Origin of the sequence: Halopelagius longus, assembly GCF_900100875.1 — an archaeon.
GTDB classification, from domain to species: domain Archaea; phylum Halobacteriota; class Halobacteria; order Halobacteriales; family Haloferacaceae; genus Halopelagius; species Halopelagius longus.
Window position 1 is genome coordinate 764,818 of the sequence record NZ_FNKQ01000002.1, and the last position, 14,382, is coordinate 779,199.

Sequence of the window (14,382 nt, forward strand, 5' to 3'; positions counted from 1 at the left end):
CTCACGCTGTTCGTTCGCGCCGAGCCTCCACCTCGTGACACTCGGTGGAGACACCGGCGCACTCGTCTCGAACGTCGAGACGTTGACGAGACGCTTCGCGTCTCGTCCGCCAACCAGAGCGCTTCGCGCTCTGGTGACGCCAGCGCTCACTCACCTCTTTTCGACGCCACAATAAGGGTGTTACTCTTCGCGTTCGTCGTCCGACGGTAGTTGACACGACCCGCACCGACGGACGGCGGTCGAACCGCGACTCACTCGCCGGTCGAACAGGTTCGGTGCACGAGTTCGACGCGCCGGGTCGGTTCCGGGCCGTCGAACCGGGTCGGCTGTTCCACGTAGTAGACGGTGACGTTGGTCAAGGCGTCCTCGTGACTGCCGTTCCAGCGCCGACAGAGGTAGTCGCCGAACGCCGCTTGGAGTGTCTCGTGTCCGGGGCTGACCGCGCCGACGAGGTACTTCCGCCAGCGCGCACTCGGATACATCGCCAGCGTGGCCGGGCGTTCGTCGCCGACGACCGACGACTCGCGGAAGGCGTCCACTCGCTCGCCGGATTCGAGCGTTCCGGGCGCGGCGTACCAGCCGTCGACCGTCGGGGGGTTCGGCGCGAACATCGTCCACGTGTGGTCCGTCGGACTCAACCGCGAGTCCGTCACCGGAGCGGCGACCAATCCGACCGCGATGGCGTTCCAGACGAGCATCACCGCCAGCAACGCGGCGACGACGGCGGGAGCGACGCGCCCCGCGTACCGACGGCCCGCCGCCGCCGCCGATGCGAGCGACGCGAGCGAGGACGCCCCGAATGACGACGACTCGGCCGACGACGACTGCGCTCGGGAGCGACATCCGTCGAGTGCGGCATCGATGCCGACCCGCCGCGCCGACCGTTCGACCGGGTTCGACAGTCGGGCGACCAGTCGGTCCCACGCCGAGGCGGGAAGGAACACGAGAAGGGCGGTGAGCGTGACGAGCGGAAACAGCCCGAGGCGGAGCGTAAGCAGCATCCCGAGGTGCATCCCGACGAAGAGCGAGACGAACGCCGTCCGCAGTCGGTCCCGGAGGAGGATCAAAAACACAGACGAGAGGACCATCCCCATCCACGCCGTGTCGACGGCGTGGAGGAGCGTCGGAAACTCGGCCAGCGAGTCCCCGATCAGGACGGTGAACTGCTGGAGGCTCAGGACGTACCGTACCGCGTCGCCGCCGACCCAGAGATCGCTTCGGAGTTTGAACGCGGCGTTGACGGTGTACATGACGACGACTTGGAGCAACAGCGCGGCGGACGCGAGGCTCGCCACGCGCCGCCTCGGCGCGCCGTCGCGCCGAAGCGCGTCGAGCGACCACCGCTCCTCCAACGGGAGAAAGAGGCTCCAGAGGAGGAGTCGCCACAGGAGGGAGTCGCCGCCGTTCAACACGCCGGGATTGCGGGCGTACAGCGAGGTGAGGAGGACGAACGACGAAAGCGTCGCTATCCGGGTTCGGTATCCCACGAGTAGCGATAGCGCACACGCCCCGGCGAGGACGAAGAGCAGGGCTTGAAACCACGCGTCGCCCGACAACGCGTGAATCGAGAACCGCGAGAGCGTCGGGTACTGTTCGGAGAGCGCCGCCCGCGGGAGGACGCCGGCGTCGGTGTAGAACGCGGCGAGGTTGCGCGAACGGAGCAGCAAGTCGACGACCAAAAGCAGACCGAGCGAGACGCGAAACGCCGCCAGTGCGCGCGTGTCGATGCCGAGTCGGACCGCGAGGGCGGAGGAGAGACGAGCGCGGGCGCTCGTCGCGGATGGAGGGGAGTCCGTGCTTCCCATTAGTAAGGGACGACGACAGGTAAGACTATTGAATCATTCTATCGTGTCCGCTCGGAAGAGAGAACGACGCCGAAGGCGAGAGAATCGGGCGGTCAGTCGTCGTCCGCCGCCGGTTCCGCACCCGCGTTCGATTCGATGGGCGGCGCGCGCGCCTCCTCGAACTCGGCGGCGGCCTCGCGGACGCGACTCCCGAGTCCGGGGAGTTCGTCCGGCGAGACGGGTCCGTTCGCCTCGATGTCGTCGAGCGAACGAGGGAACTCTCGGAGTTCCATGTGGAGTGCGATGCCGGCCTTCGCGCCCTCGCCCATCGCGACCGGAACCTGATTGTGGCCGGGGGTGAAGTCGCCGACCGCGAACACGCCGTCGACGCTCGTTCGGCCGTGGTCGTCCACGACGACGGTGCCGTCGTCGTTCAGGTCCGCGCCGAGTTGCTCCGCGAGTCCGGAGTTGTACTCCGACCCGTACATCGGGAACCCGCCGCGGTACTGCCGGACCGACCCGTCTTCGAACTCGAACGCCTCCAACCACCCGTCGTCGGACTTGCGCATCCCCGAGATGTCCGACTCGACGACGTCGACGGGGTGCGCGCGGAGGCGTTCGTCCGTCTCGTCGCTCCACTGCGGTTCCTCGCCGCGGAGCAGGATGTCCACGTCGTCGGTGAAGTTGAGCATGATCATGGCGACGAAGGCGGCGCTGTCGCCGTGGCCCATCACGTACACCGGCCGGTCGACGAACATGTACGCGTCGCAGTGCAGGCAGTAGTGCAGGCCCTTCCCCGTGCGCGGAAGCGGCGGGTCCGGGCGCACGTCGTTGAACCCGACGGCGAGGACGACTCGCTCTCCGACGTACGTTTCCCCGTCGGCGACGACGCGGAACCGACCGTCGTCCCGGCGTTCGGCGTCGGTCACCGTGGCGCGAACGTAGTCTGCCCCGTAGGACTGAATCTGGTCGCGGCCCGTCTGGAGGAACTCCTTGCCGGAGATATCCTCGGTGACGCCGACGACGTTGTGGGTGTCGAGCATCATCGCCGCGCGCCCGCCCCCGCGGTCGATGATCGCGGTGTCGTGGCCCAAGCGCGTCGTGTACAACGCGGTCTGCAGTCCGGCGGGTCCGCCGCCGACGACGATTACCTCGTACTCTCGTGCGTCGCCCGTCTCACTCATCATCCGTGAGTTACTCTTCCCCGAACTTAAACGCAAAGCACGAGTGCGACGGGGGCGACCATCCGCGAAACCGCACCGCACGCGACCTACGCTGGCGAAACGACGGCGTAGCAGTTCCCGCTGGAGACGAACGCCTCGCGCACGCGCAGGTCGCTCTCGCCGAGGTCGGACTCGAACTCCTCGGGGGCGTAGATGTGGTAGAACCGCGGGACGCGTTCGCCGCCGGGGAGCGTCCAATCGACGGTGGTGTCGAACCCTTCCTCCGCATCGAACCGGTCGTGTTCCGTGGACCAGACGCTGACCAGCGCCCGACCCTCCGGGCGGAGGACGCGCGCTAGCTCCGACAGACTCCGCACGCGGGCCTCGCGCGTCCCGAGGTGGTGAAGCGTCGCCACGTACACGGCGATATCGAACTCGCCGTCGCGGAACGGGAGTTCGGCGGCGTCGCCTTGGACGAGTTCGACGCCGAACCCTCGCTCCGTCGCCCGTTCGACCGCCTGTTCGAGTAACCCGCGACTCGCGTCGAAGCCGACGACGGCGGCGACGCTCTCGGCCATCGCCTCCGCGTGGCGGCCGTTGCCGCACCCGAGGTCCAGCCCTCGTTGCGCGCCGGAGGCGTGGTCGTCGAGGAACGACGACACCTCCGGCCACGGGTACTCGCGGGTCGACGCGAAGTGCTCGGCGATTCGGTCGTACGTCTCGCGCGGCGCCTCCGCGTCCGTCTGGCGGTTCCCGTCCGGGGTGCCGCCGTCCGGGCCGCGTCCGTCGTCCTCGCCGTCCATACCTCCCGGTTGCCGTCGGCGTACAAAGGCGCGACGACCCGCGGTCGCTACAGGAAGGCAAAGAGCAGGTACGCGGCGGCGAGCAGTACGGTGGCGTGCTTGACGCCGTCGTAGAGGCTCCCCTCGCCGAGTTGTCCGGCGACGAGGCCGGAGCAGACGCCCTGTATGGCCGCGACGTGGAAGAACAGCAGTTCGTACGCCGCCGTATCGACGGTCCGCAGGCCGGAGAAGAGGCCGGTGGAGACGCCGCCGACCTCCCCGCTCCCGATGGCGGGCGAACTACCCGCGGCTTCGACGGCCGGGATGAACGCGACGGTCAGCGCCGCGATGATGCCGAGGAAGACGAGAAACGAGATGTAGATGACGACGAGGTAGGTGAGCATCTCCTGTCGTCGCTCCTCGCGGAGTCTACGACTGTCCTGCGCCTCGTCGGCCGCGATGCGGAGGACGGGCGCGATGTCGCCGCTGGCGACCATCGCGTTCGTGATGAGCGTCACCGCCCGCGAGACGAGGGGCGTCCGAACGCGCTCCTCCATCCGGCGAAGCGCCGTCTGCACGTCCGCGCCCCAGCGGATGTCCCGCCACGTGCGCTCCAGTTCCGCCGAGAGCGGCCCGAGGTCGGTCCGCGCGAGGCGTTCGATGCTCCCGACCACCGTCGCGCCCGCCTCGTTGACGCTCGCCATCCGGTCGAGGAAGTCCGGAATCTCGTCTTCGATGCGCCGGAGGCGGCGCTTCTCCACCTCGTGGGAGAGTGCGACGCCGCCGAGGACGAGTACGGCCGCCACGACGAGGGGTCCGTCCACCGCCGCGACGAGTGTCATCACGGCATCGGAGGACGCGCCGGGGACCGGACCCGCCGTCACCGTCTCCAGCGCCGCCGACACCTCGGCCGACCGGCCGACCGAGAGGGCGAACCAGACGAACGCCGCGGGGAGCGTGACGAACAGCGTGTTCGCCGGGCGTTCGAGGAACGTCCGCCCGGGTCGCTCGAACGCGGTTCGTACCCCCTTCAGCCGGTCGTAGACGGCGAGTCGCTCCCGGTTCGGCGAGTCGGCCGCCTCGAATCCGCCGTCCGAGACGGTGGCCGGCGACTCCGGGCGGGGAGCGCCGCCGGTTCGCGCCGTCACCTCGACGCCCGTCTCGAACGAGTCCGCCCCGTCGCCCCGGCCGGGGGTGCGAATCGACTCGGTCATGCTGTCGATGTAGACGGCGAACCCGAACGTCGCGAGGGGGACGCCGACGTAACCGACGACGGCGAGGAGGCCCAGCGTGTCCTGCATGACGAGTCCGACGACGACCAAGACGGTGATGAAGAACAACGGCCCGGCGACGAGGACGGTGACGTAAATCTCCGCGAACGCCGAGAGCAGTTCGAGATACTGCTTCTGTTGGGCTTCGGCCTCGTCTTGGAACCGCTCGTACTGCTCGCTGAGGAACGACGCGAGGTTCCGCCCGCTTCCGAGGACGCTCGCGAGGTTCTCGGCGAACTCCTCGGCGTTGTCGCTCGGCGTACGCTCGGCGGTGCGCTGAAGCGCGGTTATCACGTCGGTGCCGAAGGCGTTCACGTCGCGGACGGCGATGCCGAGTTCGCGCGCCGCCTCCCCGTAGACGTCTCGGTTCCGCGTGAGCGTGTCCAGCACCTTCGGGAACGGCATCCCGGAACGAGAGAGGGCGTAGACGAACGCGACGGTCCGCGGTAGCGTCGCGTCTACCTTCACGCCGCGGGCGCGCGCCATCGAGTCGAGGTACTGCCACCGCGCCCAGTACGTCCCCGCCGCCAGCGTCGCGCCGAGGGTGGCGCTCGACACCAACAGCAGCACGAACAGTTCGCCGGGGGTGAGGTTCGGCACCCGAACGACGGCCGCGAGGAACTCCACCGCCTCGGGGAGTCTCGCCCGGAGGGACTCCTCGGAGACGGCGAGGAGTCGCAGCACGCCCGCCGCGAGGTAGACGCCGAAGACGCTCCCCGCGACGCCGAACGCCCCCGCCATCAGGAGCGTCTGGGAGGCGTAGACGCGGTGGGTCTCCCCCGAGAACGCCGCGCGGAGGCGGGTGAGTTGGTCCCGTCGGTGCGGGTTCTCGTTCGCCACGTACCGGCCGAACAGGGGAAGCGAGACGCGGGAGACCAGCAGGTGCGCCCGCGCGCTGAACGGGACGCAGGCGAACGGGACGCAGACCAACGTCGCCGCGAGGAGCGGCAGGTAGCCGACGAGCATGTCAGTCGGCCGCGCCCGCCTCCGTTTCCTCGTCGTCGCCGTCCGCGTCGTCGCCGTCGTTCGCGCGCGCCGCCCCGCCTCCGTCGGGGGCGTCGTCGTCGCCGTCGGGGCCGCCCGCCTCCTCGCGGCGGACGCCGACCGAATCCGCGGCGTCGCCCGCCACGGCCACCTCGTCGGCGTCCGCTCGCTCCGTCAACCGCCGCATCGCCCGTTCGGGGTCGGCGTAGTACTCGTTGACCAGCGCCGTGAAGCGTCGGTAGTCGGCGACGTCCATCTCGGCCAGAAGGCGGAGGAACCGCTCGCGCCGGCGAACCTCCCGGCGGAGTTCGGTCCTGCTCCACCCGCGTTCGCGCTGTATCTCGTCGACGAGGACGGAGTCGGACTGCCGGAAGGTGTCCGCGTCGGCGTTCCACCGGAACGCCCGCGAGTAGTCGAGTTCGCCCGTCCGCTGGTCGATGCCGCCGATTTCCCCGATGGCCTTCGACCGGCGGACGCGTTCGCCCTCGAATCGGGTGAGCGTCTGCACGCACAGCAGGTCGAGCGACTGGACCATCGCCCGCGGCACGTTGATGGGTTCGTTCTCCAGTCGGTTGATGACCGTCTCGATGCTGTCGGCGTGCATCGTCGAGAACGTCGTGTGGCCGGTGTTCATCGCCTGAAACAGCGTGACGGCCTCCTCGCCGCGCACCTCCCCGACGACGATGAACTCGGGGCGGTGACGGAGGGCCGACCGAAGGAGGTCGTACATGTCGATATCCGACCCCTCGCCGAGTCGTTCCCGCGTCACCGAGGAGAGCCAGTTGTCGTGGTACAGAGACAGTTCGCGCGTGTCCTCGATGGTCAGCACCTTCGAGCGCGGCGGGATGAACATCGAGACGGCGTTCATCGAGGTGGTCTTCCCCGACGCCGTCCCCCCGGCGAAGATGAGGCTCTTGTTGTTCTCGATGCAGAGCCACAGGTACGCCATCTGCTCGACGGAGAACGTGCCGTTCCGTATCAGGTCGACGGGCGTGAACGGTTCGTCGGCGTACATGCGGATGGTGAACGCCGACCCGCGTGGCGTCACCTCCTCGCCGAGGGCGAGTTCCGCGCGCGACCCGTCCGGGAGCGTCGTCCCGAGAACCGGGTCGCCGACGCTGACGTGTCGGCCGGACCGTTGCGCGAGGCGGATGACGAAACTGTCCAGTTCCTCGCTTCCGAACGAGACGTTCGTCTCGATGTCGGTGTAGTCGTCGTGGTACGCGAAGATGGGCAGGTCGTACCCGTCGCAGGAGATGTCCTCGATGCGGGGGTCCCGCATCAGGGGGTCGATGCGGCCGTACCCGCGGAAGTCCCGGTGCAGGTAGTACAAAAGCGCGTGGAACTGCCGCATCTCGATATCGACGCCGTACTGTTCGAGGAGCAATCGGAGTTCCTTCCGAAGCGTCTCCTCCTCGTTCGGTTCCGCGCTCGTCCGGTAGAGCAACGGGTCGCGGATGTCCTCCCGGACCCGATCCAACAGGTCGCGTTGGAACTCGTCTAAATCCGGCTCGACCGCGTAGTAGCGGTGTTCGCTCGCCTCGTCGTCGTAGGTGACGACGACGTGGGCGTACGGCGCGTTCACCCAGTAGCGGTCAACGACGGACTCGGAGTCCGGGGGGTCGAACGTCCCGAACGCGCCGTCGTCGGGACGGTACGGCCGAACCTCGACGTGCGACCCGCGGAGAACCTCCGCGGCCCGCTTGAACCGCCGTTTGACGTCCGCGAACGCGGAGTCGAACCCCCATCCGTCCGCGGGGCTATCCGTCGCGTCCCCGCCGTCACCCCTCTCGTTGTTCGGTTCTGACATGCGTCCCCCTTCCGAAGGTCACCGGCCGTTTCGGTCGGAGTGACTTAAATTCGTGCGGACGTTCATGTTCTGTCCACCGACAGGAGGATGCCGGCGAAGACGAAGCAGAAGACGACGCCGAGGGGTATCGGGACGCCGGGGAACCCCCGCGTCCACAGGAGGACGGTGGCGACGGAGAGGACGACGCCCGTCAGACCGAGGAGTCCGCCGAGGAGGCGAACCGGGTCGACCGGCCCCGCCTCGACGGCGTCCTCGCGGGCGTAGTAGAGTGCGGCGAACCCGACGGCCGCCGCGAGAACGGCGGCGCCGACGGCCCACGCCTGATAGGCGACTGCTATCGTCTGTCCCGACTGGAACGCGACGGCCGAGAGGGGGTCCGAAATCCTGACCGCGTCGGCGAACGGGACGCCGAAGGCGTACCGAATCTGAAAGAACGGGAATCGAACGAACAGGACGGACCCGCCGGAGACGGCGGACGAATACGTCACGTTCCACGGGATGAGCGCCGTCAACCACGCGGATACGACTGCGAGTGCTCCGGCGTGTTCGGAGCGTACCCAGACCATACCCGAGGCGAACAGTCGAAGGGGTAAAACCTACCGACTGTCGTCGCCCGCAACGCGTGCCGACCGTCGGCCCAGAAACGTGGATAGGCGTTACGTTCATACGCGGTGGCACCCAACTTCTAGTAACGGAATGAGGCGTGATTACTTCCAGTTGGACGTCGAAAACATCGACTGGGTCGAGACGGACGGGGACGCCGAAAAGCCGCTTGTGCGAATCGACTTCCGGGGTCCGGAAGGGTCGCTTCGGGAGCGTCTGACCGGGACCGAGGAGTCGGTGCTCGAAGCCGAGGAGACGGACGTGGCCTACCGCCTTCAAGACGGTATCGACGACCCGTCGGCGACGGGCGTCGTGAGCGTCACGAACCGAATCACCGGGGATTTCGTGCTCGAACTGAACGAAGACGCCGACGACGTACTCCGGTTCATCCGCGCGGCGCGGGAGTACGGCCAGTACGCCGCCGACCCAGACGAGGGACGCTATCGGGTCGAAATCAGCGTCGAGGGTGAACACCTCGTCTCCTACGAGAAACAGACGTTTCTGGTGTACGACAAAGAGGGGAACCTCCTCCGCGGCCAGAGTCTCATCCCCTCCGGCGTCGAACTCTGAGGGCGACGCCGCCGGGTGGCGGACCGACGGGGGTCTCTCGACGGCCGACCGAACCGCATTCGGCAGTATCGCGAGGAATCACACGACCTATTACGCCGCCGTCGCTACGTCTGCTTCGTGGAGAACGTAACCGACCGCACGAGCAACCCCTTCGGCATGCGACCGGCGTGCGACCGGTTCGTTCCGGGGTACGGAGACGCGAACGCGAACTTCCACGTCGTCGGCGACCATCCCGGCGTCCACGGCGGAGAGGTCACGGGCGTCCCGTTCACCAACGAACCCGGGATACGACTGCAGGCCGCACTCGCGGAGGCGGGACTCCTCGATTCGACCGGCGACGAACCGGACGTTCGGGAGTCTTTCTTCTCGTATCTGCACATGTGCGTCGCCGACGGAACGCCGACGCAGGCGGAGTACGACGACATGGAGCGATTCTTCGACGCCGAACTCCGCGCGATAGCCGCGCACGTCCTCCTGCCCGTGGGTGCCCGCGCGACGGCGCACGTCCTGCAGAACTACACGGCGCAGGCGTGGAAGACCGAGATAGAGATGGAGGCGCTACACGGCGAGGAGATTCGCGGGAGCGGATTCCTCGTCTACCCCATCAAAGACCCCGCCGAGTGGGACGAGACGCACCACGACCGACTCGTCGACTCGCTTCTCGAACTCCAGTCGACCGACTACCGACGCGAGGCCGACCTCGGGCGGTTCGAGGCCGGCAACGACCCGTATCTCGTACGGTAATCACCCGCACGCTTCTCGAAATGGCGATTTCGGTCGATTTTCCCCGACGAATACGACAGCAACGACCATTAAGATTAAACGAATTTACGGTTCTGTGCCGATATCGGCTACAATTACCAACCATCCGTCCACTACTCGATGACGAGTTGGTCGTTATTGGCAGGAACAAAGGACTTTTGACGACATGCGTCAAACAACGTACTGACGCGCGTGGTGTACTCCGGGCGCGTCAGGTAAGGAACTGCGAGACTGGTGCTCTTCGCAGTGGCTTGGTCAGTCCGGGGCCCGCGTTCGCGCGGACCCCGCTTCCTTCTCGTTGAACTCCCCGAGAAGCGTCAGGAGTCGAGCGACCGGACCTCGACACCGCCGTTGCCAGCCGAAATCGTCAGCGACGGCCCTCCGTCGCCGAGCGTTCCGGCGACGCGGGACGGCGACTTCGTCGCGTCGGCCAGTTCGATACCGCCGACGTCCACGCCGCCGTTCGACGCTCTCACCTCGAACGCCGCGTCTACGTCCGGGCCGACGCGCGCCTCGACGCCGCCGTTGGTGGTCCGTATCTCGGTGTCGCCGCGGACGGCGGGGACGTCCACGCTCACGCCGCCGTTCTCGACCGTCGCGCCGTCGATTCCGCCCACGTCGCGGGCCTCGACGCCGCCGTTCGTGGCCTCAAGCGTCACGTATCCATCGACGCGGCGCGCGGTGACGCCGCCGTCGCCGGCCCGAAGCGTCGGGTCGCCGCCGACGCCGCGGGCTTCGATGCCGCCGGTTCGCGTCTCGGCCGCCGACAGCGACATCGACTGCGGCATCCGGACGTCGAGGCCCGTGGTGATTCGCGACGCTCCCTCGGGGTACGTCGCTTCGAGGACGAGGGTGCCGTCGGAGACGGAGCGTTCGACCGTCACGTCGGCGAGGAGGCTCTCGTCGACGCCGTACCCGCGCACCGTCATCTCGACGGCGACGGCGTCCCCGTCGCCCGACGTGACGGTCACCCCGCCGTTCGGGTTCCGGACGGCGAGCGAGTCGCTCCCGTCGGGCGAAAACTGGACGGAGTCCGTCCGTCGCGTCTCGATGGCGGGCGCGGAACACCCCGCGAGTGCGAGGACCGAACCGCTACCTGCAGTCGCGAGCAACCGACGCCGCGTGAGCGTGGAGGGCGAGTTTCGCATCGCCCCGTAGATACGTCGAACGGACTGAAAAACGCCGGTGGTCGTTACGCCAGTCTGTCCGCGAGGCGTCGAAGCGCCCCGTACCCGTCGCGGGGGAGGGGGTGGCCGTGTCCCACGCAGGCCGCCTCGAACGGGGGGACGCGCTCCGCGAACTCCCGGACGCTCTCCGCGTTCTGGTCGGTGTCGTAGTTCACGAACCGCGGAAGCAGTTCGAGGGCGCCGTCGGACTCCCGCACCAAGTCGCCGAGGAACGCCGCCTCGTGGGCGTCGTGGTGGTAGCAGACGTGGCCGGGCGTGTGTCCCGGCGTCCGGTACACGTCGAACTCGCCGACGGAGTCGCCGTCGGCGACCAGTCGCACCTCGTTCTCCGGCACCGTCGCGAACGGCGCGGTCAGTCGCTGGATGACGCCCTTGGCGTTCGTCAGGAGGGGGACGACTTCGCCCTGCAGGTAGGCGGCGTCCGGTTCCGCGACGTATATCGGCGTCTCCTCGTCCAACCCGAGAGAACCGAGGGCGCCGACGTGGTCCACGTCGTAGTGGGTCAAAAGCACGCGTTCGATGTCGCCCGGCGAGAGGCCCGCACGGTCGAGCATCGCGCGCATCCGGTCGCCGTCCAACGGCGTCCCGGCGTCCACAAGCGTCAACACCCCGTGGTCGTCCACGAGGTACGCGTTGACCCCTCGCAGTTCGAATCGTCTGACCGCCCCCGGTTCGAGACTCATACGTCGACGTTCGCGGCGAACCGGCAAAAGTGCCGTCCCCGAGGGGGTCAACGCTCCGAGAGCAGGAACTGCCCCACGTCGCCGAGGAAGACGAGAGTCGCCGCGAGGGGGAGGACGACGAGGAGTGCGAGCGTCGCGCCCGACGGTTCGACGGCCACCGCCGTCCCGAACGAGAACGCCCCGAGGGGGGCGAACGCGCCGACGAGGTAGAGGTACGCCGTCCCGCGGCCGAACTTCGCCACCGTCCCGACGAAGACGAGAGCGAGGAGGGCCGCGCCCGCCGGGAACGCCAGTCCGACCGAGGGCGGCGCGGAGACGGTCCCGAGGACGAACGCCCCGGGCGGCGTCAGCCCGTGACTCGCCGTCAACGCGGCGGCCGGGTCCGCCGTCGCCGCGGACGCGAGTGCGGAGAGCGCATCGAGGTTCGACCGCAGGTAGCCGGTGAGACCGGCGGCGTACCCGATGCCCGCGAGGAACACCGCGGTCCACGCGTACCAAAGCGGACTCCGCGTCGAACCCTCGTCGGTCGCCGCCTCGTCGGTTCCCGAGGCCGACGCGGAAGCAGACTCGTCTGCGCTTCGGTCGGTTCGACTCCGCGAGCGATTTCGGGAGGCCGACGTCCGGCCGCCGGACGGCCGGTCGGCGGACCGCCGCGACCGACCGCGCGACGACCGAGAGCCCCGAGTCCCCGTCGAAGACGAGGCGGAGGACGACGAAGACCGAGTAGAACTGGACGACGAAGACCGAGTAGAACCGGACGACGAAGACCGAGTAGAACCGGACGACGAAGACCGAGTAGAACCGGACGACGTGGAAGACCGGCCGGAAGAAGACGCGGACCGCGACGACGACGACGACGACCCCGCCGTCGAAGCGTTCGACGACGCGGCGGTTCCGCCGCCCGACCCCGACGATGACCGACCGCTACCCGTCGAACCGGACGACCGGGAGGCGGTCTGCCAGCGGTTCCCGCCGGCACTCGACGGGCGCGTCATCCCCGCCGTCGGGAGGCCGTCGAGTCGCTTCGAGACGTAGTTCGCGTGTCCCATCCGGTCGTACGCGGACCGCTCCGTCTCGTCGGAGAGCACCTCGTACGCCTTCTTGAGCGTCTTGAACTGCGCCGTCGAGCGGTTGTCGTCGTTCACGTCCGGATGGTACTCTCTGGCCTTCTCCCGCCACGCCGCCTTTATGTCGTCGGAGGAGGCATTCTCCGGAACCTCCAGCAGGTCGTAGAAGTCGTCCATTCCCGTCGCTACCGGGTACGAAATCACTTGCTTTGAATGTACCGGCGTCGTACCAGTCAGTCAGTCGATATGTGCTAGGTAGGCGACGACGTAGAGGATCAGCGTCAGGACGACCGCGAGGGCCGCGGAGTAGGCGTGGATCCGCCACGCCTGCCGCGCGTCCGCCCGGCGGTCCGCTTCCGACGGCACCTCGCGGCGGTCGTCACCCTCCGTGCTCACGTCGTAGATGCCGAGCGAGGCGAACAGCGGGCAGAACTCGAATCGCCCCTGAAAGAACCCCTCCGCCGCGCCGAACAGGGGGATCACGGAGAACCCGAGCACCCACATCGGACCGTCGGTGGCGAGCACCCACGTGATGAGGACGAGCGTCGCGACCGACGCGACGCCGCCCAACGCGTACCGTCGCCGTTGCTCGGCCTCGCCGATGTTGCACTCGCCGGCTTGATACTCCGACATGCCCGTTCGTTCGTCCCGGAGGCCTGAAACGGTACGGTCCGCGGCGATTTGGGTGGATGAAAACCCTCATGGAGTCGCTTCGCGTCCGGCGAGACATGGACCTCCACCGCATCCGACTCGGCAACGCCGTCTTCGAGGGGCGCAACAACGCCTACCTCCTCCGCGGCGACCGGACGACGCTCGTGGACCCCGGCGCGTCGCTCGATTCGGTTCGAGACGACCTGCACGCCGGACTCGCGGCGGCGGGCGTCGAGGCGGCCGACGTGGACCAGATTCTTCTGACTCACTGGCACGCCGACCACGCCGGCCTCGCGGGCGAACTCGCCGCGGAAAGCGGTGCGACGGTTCGCGCACACGAGGCGGACGCGCCGCGCATCGCCGGCGACGAGGACGCCCTCGCGGCCGAACGGGAGCGCAGGGAACGCCGCTTCGACGAGTGGGGGCTTCCGGCGGAGAAGCGCGCGGAGTTGGTCGCGTTTCTGGACCGCCACGACGACCTGCAGGGGGAGGCCGTCGAGGTGGAGACGCTCTCGGACGGCGACCGGGTGGTCGCGGGCGACGCGGAACTCGAAGTCGTCCACCTGCCGGGTCACGCGGCCGGACTCGTCGGGTTCGCCGCCGAGACGGACGACGGCGAGGAGGCGTTCGTCGGCGACGCCATCCTCCCGAAGTACACCCCGAACGTCGGCGGGGCGGACCTCGCCGTGGACGCGCCCCTCGAACGGTACGTCGAGAGTCTGGTCCGCCTGATGGACCGTAACCTCGACCGGGCGTGGCCGGGCCATCGCGACCCCATCGAGGACCCGACGGCGCGGGCCCGAACCATCCTCGAACACCACCGCGACCGAACGGAGCGAGTCGTGTCGGTGCTCCGGGAACGCGGGACCGCGGACCCGTGGACCGTCAGCGCCGACCTCTTCGGCGAACTGGAGGAGATCCACATCCTCCACGGACCGGGCGAGGCGTTCGCCCACCTCGACCACCTCGTCCGGCGGGGGGTCGCCGAGCGAACGGGCGAGGAGTACCGGCTTTCGGAGTCGGACCCGAACGTCGCGGACCTGTTCCCGAATACGAAATACTGAA

At 68.4% G+C, this 14,382-nt stretch carries 14 protein-coding genes and 1 pseudogene; 4 read left to right on the forward strand and 11 right to left on the reverse strand.

Annotated elements, in window-relative coordinates; all coding sequences use genetic code 11:
- Positions 1–251 precede the first annotated feature (251 nt).
- The 6 genes from BLS11_RS09655 to BLS11_RS09680 all read right to left on the reverse strand — a co-directional run bounded on the left by BLS11_RS09655 (position 252) and on the right by BLS11_RS09680 (position 8,360).
- Complete coding sequence (locus BLS11_RS09655) at positions 252–1,805, reverse strand: HTTM domain-containing protein (RefSeq protein WP_175454421.1); 1,554 nt, start codon at positions 1,803–1,805, stop codon at positions 252–254.
- A 92-nt stretch (positions 1,806–1,897) separates the two neighbouring features.
- Complete coding sequence (locus tag BLS11_RS09660) at positions 1,898–2,968, reverse strand: NAD(P)/FAD-dependent oxidoreductase (protein ID WP_092537246.1); 1,071 nt, start codon at positions 2,966–2,968, stop codon at positions 1,898–1,900.
- Between the two features lie 86 nt (positions 2,969–3,054).
- Positions 3,055–3,750, reverse strand: a complete 696-nt coding sequence (locus tag BLS11_RS09665; RefSeq protein ID WP_092536583.1) for a class I SAM-dependent methyltransferase — start codon at positions 3,748–3,750, stop codon at positions 3,055–3,057.
- A 47-nt stretch (positions 3,751–3,797) separates the two neighbouring features.
- A complete protein-coding gene (locus BLS11_RS09670; RefSeq protein ID WP_092536586.1) occupies positions 3,798–5,966 on the reverse strand; it encodes a type II secretion system F family protein in 2,169 nt (722 codons plus the stop codon).
- Position 5,967: 1 nt separating this feature from the next.
- Positions 5,968–7,794, reverse strand: coding sequence for a type II/IV secretion system ATPase subunit (locus BLS11_RS09675; RefSeq protein WP_092536589.1), 1,827 nt, complete (start codon positions 7,792–7,794; stop codon positions 5,968–5,970).
- A gap of 62 nt (positions 7,795–7,856) precedes the next feature.
- On the reverse strand, positions 7,857–8,360 hold the full coding sequence (locus BLS11_RS09680; protein WP_092536592.1) for a DUF7549 family protein: 504 nt from the start codon (positions 8,358–8,360) through the stop codon (positions 7,857–7,859).
- Positions 8,361–8,490: 130 nt separating this feature from the next.
- Between BLS11_RS09680 and BLS11_RS09685 the strand changes: the two genes are divergently transcribed.
- Together BLS11_RS09685 and BLS11_RS09690 are read left to right on the forward strand one after the other, a co-directional pair.
- Positions 8,491–8,967 carry a DUF5793 family protein gene (locus BLS11_RS09685; RefSeq protein WP_092536595.1) on the forward strand — a complete coding sequence of 159 codons (477 nt, stop codon included), beginning with the start codon at positions 8,491–8,493 and terminating at the stop codon, positions 8,965–8,967.
- A 117-nt stretch (positions 8,968–9,084) separates the two neighbouring features.
- Entirely contained in the window at positions 9,085–9,711 is a 627-nt protein-coding gene (locus BLS11_RS09690) for a uracil-DNA glycosylase family protein (protein ID WP_092536598.1), read from the forward strand.
- Positions 9,712–10,046: 335 nt separating this feature from the next.
- Here the strand turns inward: BLS11_RS09690 and BLS11_RS09695 are convergent, their stop codons facing one another.
- The 3 genes from BLS11_RS09695 to BLS11_RS19700 are packed head-to-tail and all read right to left on the reverse strand — an operon-like array spanning position 10,047 to position 12,078.
- Complete coding sequence (locus tag BLS11_RS09695; RefSeq protein WP_092536601.1) at positions 10,047–10,877, reverse strand: DUF4097 family beta strand repeat-containing protein; 831 nt, start codon at positions 10,875–10,877, stop codon at positions 10,047–10,049.
- A gap of 44 nt (positions 10,878–10,921) precedes the next feature.
- Positions 10,922–11,599 carry an MBL fold metallo-hydrolase gene (locus tag BLS11_RS09700; protein WP_092536604.1) on the reverse strand — a complete coding sequence of 226 codons (678 nt, stop codon included), beginning with the start codon at positions 11,597–11,599 and terminating at the stop codon, positions 10,922–10,924.
- A gap of 47 nt (positions 11,600–11,646) precedes the next feature.
- The gene (locus BLS11_RS19700) at positions 11,647–12,078 is read right to left on the reverse strand and encodes a hypothetical protein (protein ID WP_245698872.1); all 432 of its coding nucleotides are present in this window, start codon (positions 12,076–12,078) and stop codon (positions 11,647–11,649) included.
- Between BLS11_RS19700 and BLS11_RS19705 the strand changes: the two genes are divergently transcribed.
- Positions 12,062–12,634, forward strand: a complete 573-nt coding sequence (locus BLS11_RS19705) for a hypothetical protein (RefSeq protein WP_245698873.1) — start codon at positions 12,062–12,064, stop codon at positions 12,632–12,634. The genes BLS11_RS19700 and BLS11_RS19705 overlap by 17 nt on opposite strands.
- 29 nt (positions 12,635–12,663) lie before the next feature.
- Here BLS11_RS19705 and BLS11_RS19710 read toward each other — a convergent pair.
- Together BLS11_RS19710 and BLS11_RS09710 are read right to left on the reverse strand one after the other, a co-directional pair.
- Positions 12,664–12,843, reverse strand: a pseudogene (locus BLS11_RS19710) (DnaJ domain-containing protein); the annotation flags it as partial.
- Positions 12,844–12,903: 60 nt separating this feature from the next.
- The gene (locus BLS11_RS09710; RefSeq protein ID WP_092536611.1) at positions 12,904–13,299 is read right to left on the reverse strand and encodes a hypothetical protein; all 396 of its coding nucleotides are present in this window, start codon (positions 13,297–13,299) and stop codon (positions 12,904–12,906) included.
- Between the two features lie 95 nt (positions 13,300–13,394).
- On the opposite strand from BLS11_RS09710, the gene BLS11_RS09715 reads away from it, so the two are divergent.
- On the forward strand, positions 13,395–14,381 hold the full coding sequence (locus BLS11_RS09715; RefSeq protein WP_092537248.1) for an MBL fold metallo-hydrolase: 987 nt from the start codon (positions 13,395–13,397) through the stop codon (positions 14,379–14,381).
- The last annotated feature ends 1 nt before the right edge of the window (position 14,382 follow it).

Bases quoted from the DNA above. Each gene is read 5' to 3' on its own strand.
- BLS11_RS09655 (WP_175454421.1), bottom strand. From the start codon at position 1,805: ATGGGAAGCACGGACTCCCCTCCATCCGCGACGAGCGCCCGCGCTCGT.
- BLS11_RS09660 (WP_092537246.1), bottom strand. From the start codon at position 2,968: ATGAGTGAGACGGGCGACGCACGAGAGTACGAGGTAATCGTCGTCGGC.
- BLS11_RS09665 (WP_092536583.1), bottom strand. From the start codon at position 3,750: ATGGACGGCGAGGACGACGGACGCGGCCCGGACGGCGGCACCCCGGAC.
- BLS11_RS09670 (WP_092536586.1), bottom strand. From the start codon at position 5,966: ATGCTCGTCGGCTACCTGCCGCTCCTCGCGGCGACGTTGGTCTGCGTC.
- BLS11_RS09675 (WP_092536589.1), bottom strand. From the start codon at position 7,794: ATGTCAGAACCGAACAACGAGAGGGGTGACGGCGGGGACGCGACGGAT.
- BLS11_RS09680 (WP_092536592.1), bottom strand. From the start codon at position 8,360: ATGGTCTGGGTACGCTCCGAACACGCCGGAGCACTCGCAGTCGTATCC.
- BLS11_RS09685 (WP_092536595.1), top strand. From the start codon at position 8,491: ATGAGGCGTGATTACTTCCAGTTGGACGTCGAAAACATCGACTGGGTC.
- BLS11_RS09695 (WP_092536601.1), bottom strand. From the start codon at position 10,877: ATGCGAAACTCGCCCTCCACGCTCACGCGGCGTCGGTTGCTCGCGACT.
- BLS11_RS09700 (WP_092536604.1), bottom strand. From the start codon at position 11,599: ATGAGTCTCGAACCGGGGGCGGTCAGACGATTCGAACTGCGAGGGGTC.
- BLS11_RS19705 (WP_245698873.1), top strand. From the start codon at position 12,062: ATGCCCGCGAGGAACACCGCGGTCCACGCGTACCAAAGCGGACTCCGC.
- BLS11_RS09710 (WP_092536611.1), bottom strand. From the start codon at position 13,299: ATGTCGGAGTATCAAGCCGGCGAGTGCAACATCGGCGAGGCCGAGCAA.
- BLS11_RS09715 (WP_092537248.1), top strand. From the start codon at position 13,395: ATGGACCTCCACCGCATCCGACTCGGCAACGCCGTCTTCGAGGGGCGC.